Source organism: Pseudomonas syringae, assembly GCF_001698815.1.
Lineage (GTDB): Bacteria > Pseudomonadota > Gammaproteobacteria > Pseudomonadales > Pseudomonadaceae > Aquipseudomonas > Aquipseudomonas syringae_A.
On the sequence record NZ_LGSI01000060.1, the window covers coordinates 1 to 17481 of the forward strand.

At 60.0% G+C, this 17481-nt stretch carries 15 protein-coding genes and 2 pseudogenes; 11 read left to right on the forward strand and 6 right to left on the reverse strand.

The window, feature by feature from the left end; genetic code table 11:
- The first annotated feature begins 223 nt into the window (after positions 1 to 223).
- The 8 genes from AFK24_RS21060 (at position 224) to AFK24_RS21095 (ending at position 8107) form a co-directional block, all read left to right on the forward strand.
- The gene (locus AFK24_RS21060) at positions 224 to 973 is read left to right on the forward strand and encodes an AraC family transcriptional regulator (RefSeq protein WP_065835070.1); all 750 of its coding nucleotides are present in this window, start codon (positions 224 to 226) and stop codon (positions 971 to 973) included.
- 207 nt (positions 974 to 1180) lie between these two features.
- Complete coding sequence (locus AFK24_RS21065; protein WP_065835071.1) at positions 1181 to 1993, forward strand: transporter substrate-binding domain-containing protein; 813 nt, start codon at positions 1181 to 1183, stop codon at positions 1991 to 1993.
- 168 nt (positions 1994 to 2161) lie between these two features.
- Positions 2162 to 3934 carry an aconitase X gene (locus tag AFK24_RS21070; protein WP_065835072.1) on the forward strand — a complete coding sequence of 591 codons (1773 nt, stop codon included), beginning with the start codon at positions 2162 to 2164 and terminating at the stop codon, positions 3932 to 3934.
- Positions 3927 to 4592, forward strand: coding sequence for an amino acid ABC transporter permease (locus AFK24_RS21075; RefSeq protein ID WP_065835073.1), 666 nt, complete (start codon positions 3927 to 3929; stop codon positions 4590 to 4592). The genes AFK24_RS21070 and AFK24_RS21075 overlap by 8 nt, the downstream gene beginning before the upstream one ends.
- A 12-nt stretch (positions 4593 to 4604) precedes the next feature.
- A complete protein-coding gene (locus AFK24_RS21080) occupies positions 4605 to 5255 on the forward strand; it encodes an amino acid ABC transporter permease (protein WP_065835074.1) in 651 nt (216 codons plus the stop codon).
- Positions 5248 to 5970: an amino acid ABC transporter ATP-binding protein gene (locus AFK24_RS21085; protein ID WP_020289096.1), complete on the forward strand. Its 723-nt coding sequence runs from the start codon at positions 5248 to 5250 to the stop codon at positions 5968 to 5970. The genes AFK24_RS21080 and AFK24_RS21085 overlap by 8 nt, the downstream gene beginning before the upstream one ends.
- A gap of 15 nt (positions 5971 to 5985) precedes the next feature.
- Positions 5986 to 7023: a trans-3-hydroxy-L-proline dehydratase gene (locus AFK24_RS21090; protein ID WP_065835075.1), complete on the forward strand. Its 1038-nt coding sequence runs from the start codon at positions 5986 to 5988 to the stop codon at positions 7021 to 7023.
- A gap of 166 nt (positions 7024 to 7189) precedes the next feature.
- Positions 7190 to 8107: a dihydrodipicolinate synthase family protein gene (locus tag AFK24_RS21095; RefSeq protein ID WP_065835076.1), complete on the forward strand. Its 918-nt coding sequence runs from the start codon at positions 7190 to 7192 to the stop codon at positions 8105 to 8107.
- Between the two features lie 117 nt (positions 8108 to 8224).
- Here the strand turns inward: AFK24_RS21095 and ttcA are convergent, their stop codons facing one another.
- Entirely contained in the window at positions 8225 to 9049 is an 825-nt protein-coding gene (ttcA, locus tag AFK24_RS21100; protein ID WP_065835077.1) for a tRNA 2-thiocytidine(32) synthetase TtcA, read from the reverse strand.
- Between the two features lie 337 nt (positions 9050 to 9386).
- Here ttcA and AFK24_RS21105 point away from each other — a divergent pair, with 337 nt between their 5' ends.
- Positions 9387 to 9989 (forward strand): Yip1 family protein, encoded by a 603-nt coding sequence (locus AFK24_RS21105; protein WP_065835078.1) that lies wholly within the window; start codon positions 9387 to 9389, stop codon positions 9987 to 9989.
- Positions 9990 to 10181: 192 nt separating this feature from the next.
- Positions 10182 to 10676 carry a SprT family zinc-dependent metalloprotease gene (locus tag AFK24_RS21110; RefSeq protein ID WP_065835079.1) on the forward strand — a complete coding sequence of 165 codons (495 nt, stop codon included), beginning with the start codon at positions 10182 to 10184 and terminating at the stop codon, positions 10674 to 10676.
- Positions 10677 to 10756: 80 nt separating this feature from the next.
- Here the strand turns inward: AFK24_RS21110 and AFK24_RS21115 are convergent.
- The 5 genes and pseudogenes from AFK24_RS21115 to AFK24_RS21135 all read right to left on the reverse strand — a co-directional run bounded on the left by AFK24_RS21115 (position 10757) and on the right by AFK24_RS21135 (position 16458).
- Positions 10757 to 11958, reverse strand: a pseudogene (locus AFK24_RS21115) (CaiB/BaiF CoA transferase family protein).
- Positions 11959 to 12075: 117 nt separating this feature from the next.
- Positions 12076 to 13434 (reverse strand): dicarboxylate/amino acid:cation symporter, encoded by a 1359-nt coding sequence (locus AFK24_RS21120; RefSeq protein ID WP_065835124.1) that lies wholly within the window; start codon positions 13432 to 13434, stop codon positions 12076 to 12078.
- 394 nt (positions 13435 to 13828) lie between these two features.
- Positions 13829 to 15166: an ATP-binding protein gene (locus AFK24_RS21125; protein WP_065835080.1), complete on the reverse strand. Its 1338-nt coding sequence runs from the start codon at positions 15164 to 15166 to the stop codon at positions 13829 to 13831.
- Positions 15163 to 15840, reverse strand: a complete 678-nt coding sequence (locus tag AFK24_RS21130; protein WP_065835081.1) for a response regulator transcription factor — start codon at positions 15838 to 15840, stop codon at positions 15163 to 15165. Before AFK24_RS21130 ends, AFK24_RS21125 begins: the two co-directional genes overlap by 4 nt.
- A 183-nt stretch (positions 15841 to 16023) precedes the next feature.
- Positions 16024 to 16458 (reverse strand): hypothetical protein, encoded by a 435-nt coding sequence (locus AFK24_RS21135; RefSeq protein ID WP_065835082.1) that lies wholly within the window; start codon positions 16456 to 16458, stop codon positions 16024 to 16026.
- A gap of 205 nt (positions 16459 to 16663) precedes the next feature.
- Between AFK24_RS21135 and AFK24_RS21140 the strand changes: the two are divergent.
- Positions 16664 to 17457 (forward strand): annotated as a pseudogene (locus tag AFK24_RS21140) (dienelactone hydrolase family protein).
- The last annotated feature ends 24 nt before the right edge of the window (positions 17458 to 17481 follow it).

The following is a 17481-nucleotide window of genomic DNA, read 5'->3' on the forward strand; positions in this document are numbered from 1 at the left end:
CGAAGATCCTCAGCGCTTGCACGTTCGCTTCGCGGACAAGTCCCCTCCTGCCGGGTTGTGCAGGGCTCGGTAGGACCGGACTTGTCCGGGAAAGCATCGGGTCTGGTGACGAAGATCCTCAGCGCTTGCACGTCCGCTTCGGGGACTCGCTCCCACAGAAGATCTGTGTTTACCGTTCGACTTGCAGCATGATCCACATCACCCCCTATCCAGAACACCTTCAATGCTCGACCTGACCCAAACCCCCGCGCCGCGCAATCTTGAACAACTGCTCGCCAGTCTTGAACTGGTGGCGCCGTTGCTGGATGCGATTCCGGGGGTGGTGTTTTTCATCAAGGACACCCAGGCGCGGTATGCACTGGTCAATCACACGCTGGCGTTTCGCCTGGGCTTCAAGCACAAGAGTGATCTGGTCGGGCGCACCGCCGAAGAAGTGTTCCCCGCGCGCTTCGGCCCGCAGTACACCGAGCAGGACCGGCGCGTGCTGGCCGATGGCAGGCAGCTGACCGATCAACTGGAACTGCATCTTTATTATGGCAACCAGCCGGTCTGGTGCCTGACCCACAAACTGGCGTTGAGAGATCAGTCAGGGGCAATCATCGGCCTGGCGGGAACATCCCGTGACTTGCAGCTCCCGCAATCGACGCATCCGGCCTATCCCAAGCTGGTCGCGGTCGATGCCTATATTCGCGAGCATTTCGCCCGGCCCATCACCCTTGCCGAACTGACGACCATCGCTGGCCTGTCCATCGCGCAACTGGAGCGGCAATGCAAACGCATCTTCCAGCTCACGCCCCGGCAGATGATTCACAAAGCACGTCTGGGTGAGGCTTCGCGGCTGTTGCTGCAAGACATGTCCATCACCGAAATCGCCCTGCGCTGCGGTTACACCGACCACAGCGCGTTCAGCCGTCAGTTCCGCGCCCTGACCGGATTTTCCCCGAGCCAATACCGCGAGTCGCATGTGGGGTAGGAGGACGCCCCGCCACCTGTGCACCAATGAAGCACCCCGCCCACTATTTGCTCCCTTATGTAACAGCCATGTCCTGCCGAATTTCCCGGTAAACCGCTGAGACCGCTGCTTATAGCCAATCTGTTAAAACAGGCACAACCTGTGCATATCAAATATCGTATACGAAATTACTTATCCTGATTTCTTCACTCACATCACGAGGCGTTTATGAAAAATCCAGCTGTCGCTGCAGCCCTCTTTGCCGCAATGAGTGTTTCCCTGATCAGTACCGCCCAGGCCGACAAGCTCGATGACATCATCGACTCCGGCAAGCTGCGCTGTGCGGTGACGCTGGACTTCCCGCCCATGGGCCTGCGCGATGAAAAGAATGTCCCGGTCGGCTTCGATGTCGATTACTGCAACGACCTGGCGAAAGTACTGGGCGTGACCGCCGAGATTGTCGAGACACCATTCCCCGACCGGATTCCGGCGCTGGTCTCTGGCCGCGCCGACATCATCGTGGCGTCGACGTCAGACACCTTGGAGCGGGCCAAGACCGTGGCGATGAGCGTGCCGTATTTCGCGTTTTCCATGGTGGTGCTGACCCGCGAGAACACCTCAATCAACAGCTATGAAGACCTCAAGGGCAAACCCGTCGGCAATACCAGCGGCACCTTTGAAGCCATCGCCCTGGAAAAAGACCAGAAGAAATGGGGCAGCGGCAGCTTCCGCGCCTATCAGACCCAGAACGACACGATCCTCGCCGTGGCCCAGGGCCATATCGATGCGTCGGTGGTGACCAACACGGTGGCCGCCGCGACCATCAAGTCCGGCAAATACAAAGGCCTGAAAGTCGCGGGCAACGCGCCATATGTCATCGATTACGTGGCCCTGGCCGCCAAGCGCAATGAATACGGCCTGATCAACTATTTGAACCTGTTCGTCAACCAACAAGTGCGCACCGGGCGCTACGCTGAACTGTATGAAAAATGGGTCGGCGGCAAGCCGGTGGATTTGACGGTGCCGGGGGTTTATCGCTGATTGCTGCAACCCCTCGAGGCTTGCTGTAGGACCGGCTTTAGCCGGGAGGGCGATTGAGGCTCTCGCGACTAAAGTCGCTCCTACGGTCGCGCCTACAGCCAATTCGCGGGCAGGTCGGAACGCAGCACGCTCACGCCACCAGAAACCGTATTTTTCAGGAGCCAACCCATGCCGGATGTTTCACTCAACGCCCGCTGTCTGGTCAGCGGCTCAGCCCAGGGCAAGTTGCTGTGGGCCGAGGTTGGCTTGAGTTTTTGGGGCGGGGTCGATCCGTTCAGTGGTGAGGTGATTGACCGCCATCACCCGCTGAGCGGGCAGATCATCAGCGGCCGCATTCTGGCGATTCCCAGCGGTCGCGGCTCCTGCACCGGCAGCAGCGTGTTGCTGGAGCTGATCCTCAACGGCCATGCACCAGCGGCTCTGGTGTTCGAACAGGTCGACGACATCCTGACCCTGGGCGTAGTGATTGCCGAGCAGATGTTCGAACGCTCAATCCCGCTCATCAGCGTCGGGCACGACGGGTTCGCGGCACTGCGCGAACTGTCCTGGGTCCAGGTCGAAGCAGACCGGCTAAGCGGTTTTATCGAGCAGCCAGCCGTCGCGCTTGAATCAACCCAAACACCTGTCGAAATACATTGGCAGCCAAGCCTGAAGCTGAGCGAAACCGACCAGCATTTTCTCGACGGCAGGCATGGCAAAGCGGCGCAAGTGGCGATGGGCATCATCTTGCGCATGGCCGAACTGCAAGGCGCCCGCGAATTGCTGGACATCACTCAGGCACACATCGACGGCTGCATTTACACCGGCCCGGCGAGCCTGCGTTTTGCGCAACAACTGGTGCAATGGGGTGCCAACGTGCGCGTACCGACCACCCTGAATTCCATTTCCGTCGACAAGCGCCGCTGGCGGGAGCTGGGCATTGACAGCGCGCTCGGCGAACCCGCCAGTCAACTCGGCGATGCCTACCTGAACATGGGCGCGACACTGAGCTTTACTTGCGCGCCGTACCTGCTCGACAGCGCGCCCAAGGCCGGCGAACAGATCGTCTGGGCCGAATCCAACGCGGTGGTCTACGCCAACAGCGTGATCGGCGCTTACACCCTGAAATACCCGGATTACCTCGACATCTGCATCGCCCTCACCGGCCGCGCGCCGTTGACCGGCTGCCATCTGGCCGAGCAACGCCACGCTCGGGTACGCATCGAGTTGCCGCCGCTGGCCGATCTGGACGACAGCTTCTACCCGCTGCTGGGCTATCACGTCGGGCTGTTGTGCCGCAGCGAAATCCCGCTGGTGTGCGGTCTGGAACAGGCGCGGCCGAGTCTGGATGACCTGAAAGCTTTCGGTGCCGCGTTCGCTACCACCTCCGCAGCGCCCATGTTCCACATCGCGGGCGTGACGCCAGAAGCCAACACTGCCGAACTGGCCATGGGCGGGCATGCGCCGACACGCACGGAACACGTCACCCGCGCACAGCTACTGAATAGCTGGCGCGAACTGGACAGCGCGCCGGACCCGCAAGTCGATTTGATTTCCCTGGGCAATCCGCATTTTTCAGTCAGCGAATTCTCCGCGCTGGCCCGACTTTGCGCGGGCAAGCAGCGCCATCCGGACGTGCCGCTGGTGATTACCTGTGGCCGCGACGTGCTTGAAAAAGCCCGGCGCGCGGGCGATATCGCCGTGCTGGAAGCCTTCGGCGCGCAATTTGTCACCGATACCTGCTGGTGCATGCTTGGCGAACCAGTGGTCCCGGTCGCGGCGCGGACCTTGATGACCAACTCCGGCAAATACGCGCATTACGCCCCGGGTCTGGTGGGCCGCAAAGTGCATTTCGCCAGCCTTGCCGAATGTGTCGCGACGGCGTGCAGCGGCGTGGCCAGCGGTCACTTGCCCACCTGGCTCACCCAACCGGAAGCGCCAGCGGAGCTTGCTTATGTTTGATTACAACTTCCACTGGCGCGCGGCTTTCAAGGCTTTGCCGGACATGCTCGGCGGCGCATGGGTAACGTTCGAAACCGCTGCCCTGTCGATGATTCTCGGCGTATTGATCGCCTTGTGCCTGACCTTCATGCGCCAGGGCAAGAATCCGCTGCTGCGGGGCTTTTCCGCCACCTGGATTTCCATCGCGCGCAACACGCCGTCGCTGTTTCAGGTGTACATCCTGTATTTCGGCCTGGGTTCGTTCGGCCTGCATATCAGTTCCTGGGCGGCGTTGCTGGCGGGAATCACCATCAACAACGCGGGCTATCTGGCCGAGAATTTTCGCGGCGGGCTCAAGGCGGTGCCTGACACCCAACTGCGTGCTGCGCGGTCGCTGGGCATGAGCGCGCCGCAAGCCTATCGCTTGATCGTCATCCCGCAATTGCTGCGCATCGTGTTCTATCCGCTGACCAACCAAATGGTCTGGGCAGTGCTGATGACATCCATGGGCGTGATCGTCGGGCTCAACGATGACCTGACCGGCGTCACCCAGAACTACAACGTGATGACGTTCCGCACCTTCGAATTCTTCGCCATCGCGGCGGTGCTCTATTACCTGATCGCCAAGGCCATCGTGTTCCTCGCACGGCTGATGTCCTGGCGGCTGTTCCGGTATTAAGGGGAGATCGACATGTTCACTAGCAGCTTTACCTGGAACGACATGCTGTTCCTGCTGGACGGCGCGAAAGTGACGATCCTGCTGACCCTCGCGTCGATGGCCATCGGCACCCTCGCCGGGGTGATCTGCGGTTTCCTGCGAGCCCTGCTGCCTCGTTCGACGATCCCGCTGGCGTGGCTGCTGGACGTGTTTCGCAGCGTGCCGTTGCTGATTCAGTTCGTGCTGTTCAATGCCCTGAAAAGCATCGTCGGCCTGAACTGGTCGGCGTTTGCCGTGGCCTGTGTGGTGCTCGGCTTGTATGTCACCGCGTATTGCACCGAGGTCGTGCGCAGCGGCGTGCTGTCGGTGCCGTTGAGCGTGCGTCGCGCCAGCCGCTCGCTAGGTTTGACCTACTGGCAGGACTTGCGCCAGATCGTTTTGCCCATGGCGACGCGCGTGGCGTTTCCCGGCTGGGTCAACCTGCTGCTGGGCGTCATGAAGGACACGTCGCTGGTGATGTGGATCGGCATTGTCGAGTTGCTGCGCGCCTCGCAAACCATCGTTACCCGGATTCAGGAGCCGCTGCTGGTGTTGTGCATCGCCGGCGCGATTTATTACGTGATGAGCCTGGTGGTTGCCCGCCTCGGCGCCCGACTGGAAGCAAGGTGGCAGGAAAATGATTGAGATCGACAACGTACACAAATCGTTCGGCGAACTTGAAGTCATCAAGGGGGTGAGCCTGACCGTCAACAAAGGCGAAGTGGTGTCGATCATCGGCGGCTCGGGCTCGGGCAAATCTACCCTGCTGATGTGCATCAACGGCCTTGAATCGATCAAGAGCGGCAGCATTCGCGTCGATGGCACCGAGGTTCACGCCAAAGGCACCGACATCAACAAATTGCGGCAGAAGATCGGCATCGTCTTTCAGCAATGGAACGCCTTCCCGCACCTCACCGTGCTGGAAAACGTGATGCTGGCGCCGCGTACCGTGCTGGGCAAAAGCAAGGCCGAAGCCGAGGAGTTGGCGGTCCGGCAACTCACCCACGTCGGGCTGGCGGACAAGCTCAAAGTGTTCCCCGGCAAACTGTCCGGTGGCCAGCAACAGCGCATGGCCATTGCCCGCGCGCTGGCGATGTCGCCGGATTACATGCTGTTCGACGAAGCCACTTCGGCCCTCGACCCGCAACTGGTGGGCGAAGTGCTGGACACCATGCGCATGCTTGCCGAAGACGGCATGACCATGATTCTGGTGACCCATGAAATCCGTTTTGCCCGCGACGTGTCGGATCGCGTGGCGTTTTTCCGCAACGGCCTGGTGCATGAAATCGGCACGCCGGATCAGGTCATCGGCAACCCGCAGCGGCCGGAAACCGCTGATTTCCTCAAGTCCATCAACTAGCAGGAGGCCCGCCTGATGCGTTCATCGAAAGTCATTCATGTGGTCAGTTGTCACGCCGAAGGTGAAGTCGGCGATGTGATTGTCGGCGGCGTTGCGCCACCCCCCGGCGAGACGATCTGGGAACAGTCGCGCTGGATCGAACGCGACAATGTGCTGCGCAATTTCATGCTCAACGAGCCGCGTGGCGGCGTGTTCCGGCATGTGAATCTGCTGGTGCCGCCCAAGCATCCCAAGGCGCAGATGGGCTGGATCATCATGGAACCCGCCGACGTGCCGCCGATGTCCGGCTCCAATTCGCTGTGCGTCGCCACGGTGCTGCTGGACACCGGAATTCTGCCGATGACCGAGCCGGAAACCCGGCTGGTGTTGGAAGCGCCCGGTGGCTTGATCGAAGCCGTGGCGCAATGCAAGGACGGCAAAGTGCAAAGCGTCGAAGTGCGCAACCTGCCGTCGTTCGCCGACAAGCTCGGCGTCTGGATCGAGGTGCCGGGTATCGGCTCGGTCCAGGTCGACACCGCCTATGGCGGCGACAGTTTCGCGATTGTCGACTCGACCAGACTGGGTTTTGCCCTGACCGCTGACGAGGCGAAGGATCTGGTGGAAACCGGCCTGAAAATCACCCTCGCCGCCAACGAACAACTGGGCTTCGAGCACCCGTTGAATCCGGACTGGAAACACATTTCCTTTTGCCAGATCGCCGCACCGCTGCATTACGAACAAGGCGTCGCCACCGCCGCCAACGCCGTGGTGATTCGCCCTGGCAAGATCGACCGCTCGCCATGCGGTACCGGCTGTTCGGCGCGCATGGCGGTGTTGCATGCCAAAGGCGAGCTGGCGGTGGGCGAACGCTTTGTCGGACGTTCGATCATCGGTTCGCAATTCAACTGCCGCATCGACAGCCTCACCGACGTTGCCGGGCGCACAGCGATTGTGCCGGCGCTGTCCGGTCGGGCGTGGATCACCGGCACCCATCAACATTTGCTTGATCCGAGCGACCCTTGGCCCGAGGGCTATCAGTTGTCGGACACCTGGCCGGTGGGGTTGCAGCTTTGAATAAGAATGCTCTGTTGGAGCGAGGCTTGCCCGCGAAACGGTCGGAAAGACCGACGTCTTTGCGGATTTGACACAAAGCCTTCGCGGGCAAGCCTCGCTCCAACGGACAAAATTTGCTTAACCTTAAACGTATACGAAATACCATTCATCCAAAACGGAGTCACTCATGAGCCAACACGTATCCTGGAGCGGCGTTTTCCCTGCCGTCACCACTCAATTCAACGCCGACTTTTCCGTCAACCTGGAAGCTACTCATACGGTCATTGCCAACCTGGTCCGCGATGGCGTTTCGGGGCTGGTCATCTGCGGCACGGTCGGTGAAAACACCTCGCTGAGCGTGGCCGAGAAAATCAGTCTGGTGGAAGTCGCCAAGGACGCATCGGCCGGGCGTGTGCCGGTGATTTCCGGGATTGCCGAGTTCACCAGCGCCAACGCCTGCGATGTCGCCAGACAAGTCGCCAAGGCCGGTGCCGACGGGATCATGCTGATGCCGGCGCTGGTGTATTCGTCCAAACCGTTCGAAACCGCCGCGCACTTTCGCACCGTGGCCGCCGCCACCGATGTGCCGATGATGGTCTACAACAATCCGCCCATTTATAAGAACGATGTCACGCCGGACATCCTGATTTCCCTGGCCGACTGCGACAACATCGTCTGTTTCAAGGACTCGTCGGGCAACACCAATCGCTTCATCGACGTGCGCAACGAAGTCGGCGACCGCTTCATTCTGTTCGCTGGCCTGGATGATGTGCTGGTGGAAAGCGTTGCAGTAGGCGCAGTTGGCTGGGTGTCGGGCATGTCCAACGCCTTCCCGAAAGAAGGCGAAACCCTGTTCCGCCTGGCCAAAGCCGGGCGTTTCGCCGAGGCCATGGCGCTGTACGAATGGTTCATGCCGCTGCTGCACCTGGACGCCCGCCCGGATCTGGTCCAGTGCATCAAGCTGTGCGAAGCCATCATGGAACGCGGCAGTGCCCTGACCCGCCCACCTCGCCTGGCCCTGCCGGATGCGGATCGCAAATACGTCGAAGGCTTGATGGCCACGGCCATGGCCGATATGCCGGTGCTGCCTGAGGTGGGGTTGTAAAAGCGCCGCGAATCGGCCGTACGAGCGACTGTAGGAGCGACTGTAGGAGCGACTTCAGTCGCGAGCCGCTCAATTGCCCTCCCGGCTAAAGCCGGTCCTACGGCACGCTTCGCTTAGCTAGATATTGACGATGCTCACAAACCGCGACGCCGCCGTTTCGTCGATGCGCAGGTTGCTGAAGTCAAACAGGTTGCGGTCGGCCAGTTGTGAGGGTTGGACGTTCTGCAGGCTGCGGAAGATGCTGTCGACGCGGCCGGGGGTCTTGCGTTCCCAGTCCTGAAGCATGTCCTTGACCACTTGGCGCTGGAGGTTTTCCTGGGAGCCGCAGAGGTTGCACGGGATGATCGGGAAATTCTTGAGGTCGGAATAGGCCTGGATGTCTTTCTCATGGCAGTACGCCAGCGGGCGGATCACCACGTTACGGCCATCGTCGGCGCGCAGTTTCGGCGGCATGGCCTTGAGCGTGCCGTTGAAGAACATGTTGAGGAAGAAGGTTTCGACGATGTCATCGCGATGGTGACCGAGGGCCATCTTGGTCGCGCCAATTTCATCAGCGAAGGTGTACAGCGTGCCGCGACGCAGGCGGGAGCACAGCGAACAGGTGGTCTTGCCTTCCGGGATCAGTTCCTTGACCAGCGAGTAGGTGTCTTTTTCGACGATGTGATATTCGACGCCCAGGGTTTTCAGGTAGGTCGGCAGCACATGCTCGGGAAAGCCCGGCTGCTTCTGGTCCATGTTCACGGCGACGATATCAAAGCGCACCGGGGCGACTTTCTGAAAGTGCATCAGCACATCGAGCAATGTGTAGCTGTCCTTGCCGCCGGACAGGCAGACCATCACTTTGTCGCCCTCTTCAATCATCTTGTAGTCGGCCACGGCTTCACCGGCCTGGCGACGCAGGCGTTTCTGCAGTTTGTTCTGATTGACTGAAAGGGTGCCCATGGCGCTGATATCCGGTTGCTGTGACAAGGGGGAGGCTGGAAAGGCGGCTATTTTACGCATAAAGAATTCAGGCATAAAGAATGCTCGCAGTTAACGACTGATAGCAGGCAAAGGGCAATTCGGTACTCATCGGCTATTAACAGCGGGCCTGACATTGCCAATCACTCTAAGCAGCCCGGTTTTCCGGGTTCACGGCTTCCTATACTGCGTGAAGAGGTCGCATCCGTTGATCCATTCAGGCTGTGGCCTTTTACCTGCGGAGCTGTACCTGTAGGGCTTTGCCCCGCGCAGGCGCCCTTGTTGGGCACGGCATACACGAGCGGAAGGAGTGACACGCATGATCCATCACGTCTGGGGACTGTTCACGCATCCCGATCAAGAATGGCAACAGATACGTGGCGAAGAGGAAGAAAGCATCGGCCACATGTACCTCACCCACACCCTGATCCTTGCCGCGATCCCCGCGGTTTCGGCGTATATCGGCACGACCCAGATCGGCTGGGTGATTGGTGATCGAGCACCGGTGATGCTTACCCATGAAAGCGCGCTGTGGATGACGATCATGTCGTACATCGCCATGCTCGCCGGAGTCGCCGTCATGGGCGGTTTCATTCACTGGATGGCCCGCACCTACGACGCCACGCCGAGTCTGGCGCGCTGCATCGCTTTTGCGACCTACACCGCAACACCGCTGTTCCTCGGCGGGCTGGCTGCGCTGTATCCACACATGTGGCTGGGCATGCTGGTCGGCACGGCGGCCATTTGCTACACCGTTTACCTGCTGTACGTCGGGCTGCCGACCTTTATGGGCATACCGGCTGACGAAGGCTTCATGTTCTCAAGCTCAGTACTGGCCGTGGGATTGGTGGTGCTGGTGGCGATCATGGCCTTTACCGTCGTGCTGTGGGGGATTGGCGTAGGGCCGGAGTACACCAATTGATCTAATGAAAACATTGTGGGAGCCAACTTGTTGGCGAGGCGCTGTGTCAGGCCGCTTCGCGAGCAAGCTCGTTCCCACAAAGTTCGCGTATTCAAGAAGGACTATTCGTCTATCCACAACCATTCGGCAGCTCAGGTTTTCGGCTAGCCCCGGCTTTGCGGCATACTTGGCTTCTCTGGAGATCGAGAAAGCATGGCCGAGCAACTCAATACCCGTGTCGAAGTCTGTTATCAACAAGCCGAAGCTTTTTTCAAACGCCCTTTCAAACGCCCGGTGGTCAGCCTGAAGCTGCGCGGCCAGAAGGCTGGCGTCGCGCATTTGCACGAAAACCTGCTGCGTTTCAATCCGCAGCTGTACCGCGAGAACAGCGAAGATTTCCTGCGCCAGACCGTGCCTCACGAAGTCGCGCATTTGATTGCCCATCAACTGTTTGGCGATCGTATTCAGCCCCATGGCGAAGAATGGCAGCTGATCATGCGCGGTGTGTACGAACTGCCGCCCAATCGCTGCCATACCTACGCCATCAAGCGCCGCAGCGTAACCCGCTACATCTACCGCTGCCCCTGCGCCGGCAGCGATTTCCCGTTTTCCGCCCAGCGCCACCAGCTGGTCAGGAAAGGTCGGCGTTATCTATGTCGGAGTTGTCGGCAGACGCTGGTGTTCAGTGGGGAGACGCGGGTGGAGTAGCACTGCCTACGCTTTGTTGGAGCGAGGCTTGCCCGCGAAGAGGCCTTCGCGGGCAAGCCTCGCTCCAACGGGTCCCCACATTAAAGAACACTGCCATCTTCACGCATTGTCCTGATCTGCTCGGCAGAAAACCCCAACTCCACCAACACCTCTTCACTGTGCGCCCCCAGCTGCGGGCCGATATGGCGGGGGCCCGCCANATATGGCGGGGTCCCGCCAGTCCATCCGAGAACTTCAAGGGACAGGCGATTTGCGCCTGGGCAGTGCCATCCTCTCTCGGCACTTGGGTGACCAGCTCCCGCGCCTGCAATTGCGGATGCAGCACCGCTTCGGACAGGCTCAGCACCGGTTCGACACAGGCATCGATCTGTGCAAAACCTGCCTGTAACTCCGCGAAACTGCGCTTTTCGAACTCCATTCTCAGCTCGTTTTTCAGCGCGGCCTGGACCTCTGGCGAAGAAGACAAGCCTTGCGTCGCCAGCTCCGGCCTATCCAGCGCAGCGCACAAAGCCTGCATGAACGCCGGTTCCAGGCTGCCCACGGCAAACCAGCGCCCGTCGCGACTGCGGTAGTAGTCATAAAAGCTGCCACCGTTGAGCAGTTGATTCTCCCGTTCAGGTTCAACCCCACAGGCCAGATAACCCGCGCCGGCCATTGCGTTAAGGCTGAAAGCGCAGTCGGTCATGCTCACATCGACGTATTGCCCCAGCCCGGTTTGCTGGCGCGCGACCACGGCGGCCAGCAGACCGATCACGCCATGCAGCGAACCGCCCGCCACGTCTGCCGCCTGAATACCCAGCGGCACCGGTCCGCTCTCACGTCGCCCGGTGTAACTGGCAACGCCGGCCAGCGCCAGGTAATTGATGTCATGCCCTGCCCTGTCGCGGTACGGCCCTGTCTGGCCATAACCGGTGATCGCGACGTAGATCAAGCGCGGGTTGAGCGCCTTGAGGGCTTCGTAACCGATCCCCAACCGATCCATCACGCCGGGGCGGAATTGTTCCAGGACGATGTCGTAGTCCACCACCAGACGCTTGATCACCTCCAGCGCGGCAGGCTGCTTCAAGTCCAGCGCCAGGCTACGTTTGTTGCGGTTCAGATATGCGTGGCTGGCGGCCGTACCTTGGTCATGCGGCGGCAGGAGGCGCAACAGATCGGGACGGGTTGGCGATTCAATGCGCAGCACTTCGGCGCCCATGTCAGCCAGCAACAGCGAAGCGAACGGGCCCGGCAGCAGGGTTGAAAAATCCAGCACTTTGAGTGACGACAGCGGACCTTGCATGAACGCTCCTTGGCAAGACTGAGGTGCGTTCAGCGTAGCCCCGTTGAACAGCATGCCGGGCAATCGCAGGAATAAAAAAACCCATCCGAAGATGGGTTTTTGGTGCGACGCGTACCCTTAGATAGGTTTACGTGTCGGGATAGGGCGAGTCAGCGGCTCAGGCGCCAGTTCTGCTACGCCCAGATCGTCTACCGGACCGGTGTTGTCGATGCCACGGCCGCCGGAGATCAGCTCCGATTGCAGCTTGTCGTTGTCGAGTTCGCCGACCCACTTGGCAACCACCAGCGTGGCAACAGCGTTGCCCACCAGGTTGGTGAGTGCGCGCGCTTCAGACATGAAGCGGTCGATACCCAGGATCAGCGCCAGACCGGCAACCGGCAGGTGGCCAACAGCCGACAGGGTTGCAGCCAGTACGATAAAGCCGCTACCGGTCACGCCAGCAGCACCTTTGGACGACAGCAGCAATACCAGCAGCAGGGTGATCTGGTGCGTGATATCCATGTGGGTGTTGGTCGCTTGAGCGATGAACACGGCCGCCATGGTCAGGTAGATCGAAGTACCGTCCAGGTTGAACGAGTAGCCGGTCGGGATCACCAGACCCACCACCGATTTCTGTGCACCCAGGCGTTCCATCTTGATCAGCATGCGAGGCAGTGCCGATTCCGAAGAGGAAGTACCCAGCACGATCAGCAGCTCTTCACGGATATAGCGGATCAGCTTGATGATGCTGAAACCGTGAGCGCGAGCGATGCCGCCCAGTACGACCAGCACAAACACGACGCAGGTGATGTAGAAGCAGATCATCAACTGGCCCAGTTGCACCAGCGAGCTCACACCGTAGGCACCGATGGTGAACGCCATGGCGCCGAAAGCACCCAATGGCGCCAGCTTCATGATCATGTTGATGATGTTGAACATCACGTGAGCGAAGCGATCGATGAAGTCCAGGACCGGCTTGCCGTAGGCACCCAGGCGATGCAGCGCGAAGCCGAAGATCACCGAGAACATCAACACTTGCAGGATATCGCCGTTGGCGAAAGCACCGACAATGGTGTTCGGAATCACGTTAAGGATGAAGCCAACGATGCTCTGGTCTTTACCCGCTGTTACATAAGCGGCGATTTTCGAGGCATCAAGGGTGGTGACGTCGATGTTCATGCCGGCGCCCGGCTGAACAACGTTGACCACGACCAGACCGATCAGCAAGGCAATAGTAGAAACGATTTCGAAGTACAGCAGCGCGTAGCCGCCGGTCTTGCCGACCGACTTCATGTTCTGCATACCAGCGATACCGCTGACCACAGTGCAGAAGATGATTGGGGCAATGACCATCTTGATCAGTTTGATGAACCCGTCGCCCAGCGGCTTGAGGGCCTTGCCGGTTTCCGGATAGAAGTGGCCGATCAGAACGCCGATCACGATTGCTACGATCACCTGGAAGTACAGGGATTTATACAGGGGCTGACGAGTCGTCATGTTGAAGTCCTCAAGAGTGTCGTCGGCATCATCCAACTGACGCACGCGGCACCTAACGAGCTAACCCTCCTGCAACTGGAGGGATTTGTTTTGGCGAGCTGCACGGAGCAGACCTCTACCGCACATATCGCAAGGTGCGTGCCAGTTCTGCAAAAGCTCTGGATGTTCAATGGTTGCAGGGGGTTGCTGCTGAATGGACTTTCTGAGCCGCCATTAGCGTGGCGGTTTTCCGCCTATAAGCCGGAAATTATCAGCGACGGTGGCGGGTATCCGCCTCATAAGGCTTTTTTGCAGGGGCCAACTTGTTGACGAAGCAGTGGGCCAGGTGCACCGCTTCACGAGCAAGGTGGATCGCCACCCCGGTCGCTCCCACACACGTTCGCTTCTACGAAAGTCAGAAATGAATCCTGAACGCCGCGCCGCCCAAAGACGAATCCTCCAGAGTCAGGCGCGCGCCATAGCTTTCGATGATGTCCTTGACCACCGCCAGACCGATGCCCTGGCCAGGGTTCTGGCGATCCAGTCGTTCGCCCCGTTGCAGAATGCGTTCGCGCTGGCTTGCGGGTACGCCTGGGCCGTCGTCTTCGACACACAACTCATCGCCATCCTCACCCGAACGCAGGCTGACCCGCACTTCGCTGAGGCACAGGCGATAGGCGTTTTCCAGCAGATTGCCGAGCATTTCCAGCAGGGCGCCCTGCTCCATGGGCACCACGCACTCTTCAGGCAGATCCAGCGTGACTTTGACCTGCTTGTCGCGATAGACCTTTTCCAGCGTGTTGCACAGGCTTTCCACCACCGGCCGCAATGCCACGTGATGCCGCACCAGACCACTCTTGCGCAGGCTGGCGCGTTGCAATTGGTAACCGATCTGCTGACTCATGCGCTCGATCTGCGATTGCAGAATACGCGCCTGTTCCAGGTCTTCCGGGCGCTTGGCCATGGTTTCGCTGACACCCTGCAACACCGCCAACGGGGTTTTCAGGCTATGGGCCAGATCGCCGAGGGAATCGCGATAACGGATGCGTTGCTCGCGCTCGCTGAGCAGCAGACGGTTCAAGGAACCGGTAAGCCGCAACAGTTCGCTGGGATGATTTTCACTCAGGCTGTCCCGCGCGCCGGATTCCACCTGATCAAGCTCCTGACTCAAACCGCGCAACGCGCGCAAGCCCCAGGTCAAACCGATCCAGAGCAGCGCCAATAACACCAACAACGCAGCGCCGAAGCCCAGATAGAGTTTTTCCCGCAGCGCCGCCACGGTTTCCTGATACTCGCGCACCGGTTGCAAGGCAACGATGCTGAACGCGGCATTACGCCCGCCGAGCAGCTTGATTTCGACGTCATAGACGAAGAACTCTTCGCCATTAGGCTCTTTGATCTTGGCGAACTCGCTGCCATTGCCGTCATAACGCGGCTGGTAATCGATGAATTCGTCTTCAGTGGCCAGCGAACGCCAGACCAGTTCGCCCTGACGGTTATAGATGTAACCCAACAGGCGGCTGGACGGCAGGTTGAACTGCTCACCCGGCAGTACCGATGGCATCAGCAGGCGACCGTCTTCGACCCGCGCGGCGGAAATCAGCGTTGTGACGTCCGACGCAAGGCGCTGCTCGATGGAGCCGCGCAATGCCAGGCTGAAAGCGCCTTGCAGGGCAGGCAGCATCAGCAACATGAAAATCACCGCCAGGGTCGCGGCGCCGATCAGCAGCCGCAGGTGCAGCGAACGAATCATTTACAGCGCTCGGAAAACAGGTAACCCAGCCCGCGCACGGTTTCGATAGGTTTGAAGGCGTTGGCCCCTTCGATTTTGCGGCGCAGGCGGCCGACCAGCACCTCGATCACATTGGGATCGCGCTCTTCATCATCGGGGTACAACTGCTCCATCAGGCGCTCTTTGGGCACCACTTGCTGATGATGGCGCATCAGGTATTCGAGAATCCGGTATTCATAGGCGGTCAGCGCCAAGGGTTGCTCGTCCATGGACGCTTGCTTGCGGTTGAGATCGAGCAACAACGGCCCGGCGACAATCGTCGCTTGAATGAACCCGCTGGAGCGCCGCAGCAGCGCGTTAAGGCGTGCTTCCAGCTCTTCGAACTGGAACGGCTTGACCACGTAGTCATCCGCGCCCGCCGCCAGGCCTTCAACCTTGTCCTGCCAGTTGCCCCTCGCGGTCAGGATCAGGATCGGAAACGCCTTGCCCAGGGCGCGCAACTGGCGAATCAGGTCCAGACCGCCCATTCCGGGCAGACCAAGGTCAATCACTGCGAGGTCGTGATTGAACTGTCCAGCCTGGTAAAGCGCCTCCTCAGCATTGGCCACCGCCTCGACCACGTGACCGGACTCGGTCAGACGAGTCAGCAAGTGATGACGCAACAAGGCCTCATCCTCAACCACCAACAACTTCATGACGCTCTCCTGGGCATGCCAGCTCAATTTGATGAAATTCAGTTCGGGAGGATCGGTAGGAGGGGACTTGTCCCCGAAAACTTCACCCCGGACCGCGTTGACTTTCGGTTTCTCAATGCCTGATTGATTGCCATCGGGGACAAGTCCCCTCCTACCGGGTCTCCCGCAGGCCTGATCTGTGAATCACAACCGGTACTGTGTCGGCAGCCAGTCTTGCGGGCTGCTGGTCAAACTCGTCGACGCCTGGACCGAATCGCCTGGGCCGATTGTGCCTGCCCTGAACAGATTAGTGCTGCCAACCTGCACCAGACCCACATCGTAATACCCCGACAGGCTTTCCCGTGCCACCGGCATGCCATTATGCGTGCCGGAAAGATTTTGATAACCGACCGAATAATACGGCTGGCTTGCATGCGGATGATCGGCATTCTGCTGGCTCAAGCCCTGGCTCCACACATTGCTCGTCCCGTGGCGGAGTTCGCTCTCGGTTCGGTCCATGCGCTCGCTGGTCTTGCCCGGCGGCAACGGCGTCAGTTCCAGCGCGCCATCGGCGGCCTGCGCAGCCGCACTGCCACCGAGAAAAGCCAGGGCCAGGAAAAACTTGTTGAATGTCAGCATAGTCACCTCCGCTCGCGCATCGCGCTGTCTGAGTACGGGTTCAGACTAATCCCGGCGCCCTGAACCGACCCTGAACACCCTCGCATAGGTTCTGTACGGCGGCTGAATAACTATCTACCGCATCCGCTGCCACACCGACGGGCACAATCGACTAGGCTTGCCCATCATCCCGCGCCACCGCGTTTATCAAGAGAAGGAGCTGATCATGCGTTTCTGGATTGCATTGCTGATGATGGGCCTGGCAAGCCTGGCCCAGGCGGAAATCAAGACCCGACAGGTGGACTATCAAAGCGCCGACGGCACCAAACTGGTGGGTTATTACGCTTACGACGACGCCATCAAAGGCCAGCGCCCCGGCATCATTGTCGTCCACGAATGGTGGGGCTGAACGACTACGCCAAGCACCGCGCCCGTCAACTGGCCGCGCTGGGTTACAGCGCCATGGCCATCGATAGGTATGGCGAAGGCAAGAACACCGAACACCCCAAAGACGCCATGGCCTTCATGCAGGCAGCGCTCAAGGACAGCAAGGCCGCCGCCCAGCGCTTCGATGCCGGGCTTGAGCAGTTGAAAAAACAGCCACAGACCAACCCGAACAAGGTCGCCGCCATCGGCTACTGCTTCGGCGGCAAGATCGTGCTCGACGCCGCCCGTCGCGGTGAAGCCCTGGCCGGCGTGGTCAGCTTCCACGGCGCGCTGGTCACCGACACGCCCGCCACACCCGGCAGCGTGAAAGTGCCAATGCTGGTGGAACATGGCGCCAAGGACAGCATGGTCACCCCGGAAAACGTCGCGGCATTCAAGAACGAAATGGACAAGGCCGGCGCCGACTATAAGTTCGTCAGCATAGAAGGCGCCAAACACGGCTTCACCAACCCCGACGCCGACCGCCTCAGCCACGGCGAACACGGCGGCCCGGACATCGGTTACAACAAGGCGGCCGATAAGAGCTCGTGGACGGACATGCAGGTGTTTTTGAAGCGGGTGTTTGGGGTTTAAAAACCGCGAAATCGTGGGAGCGAG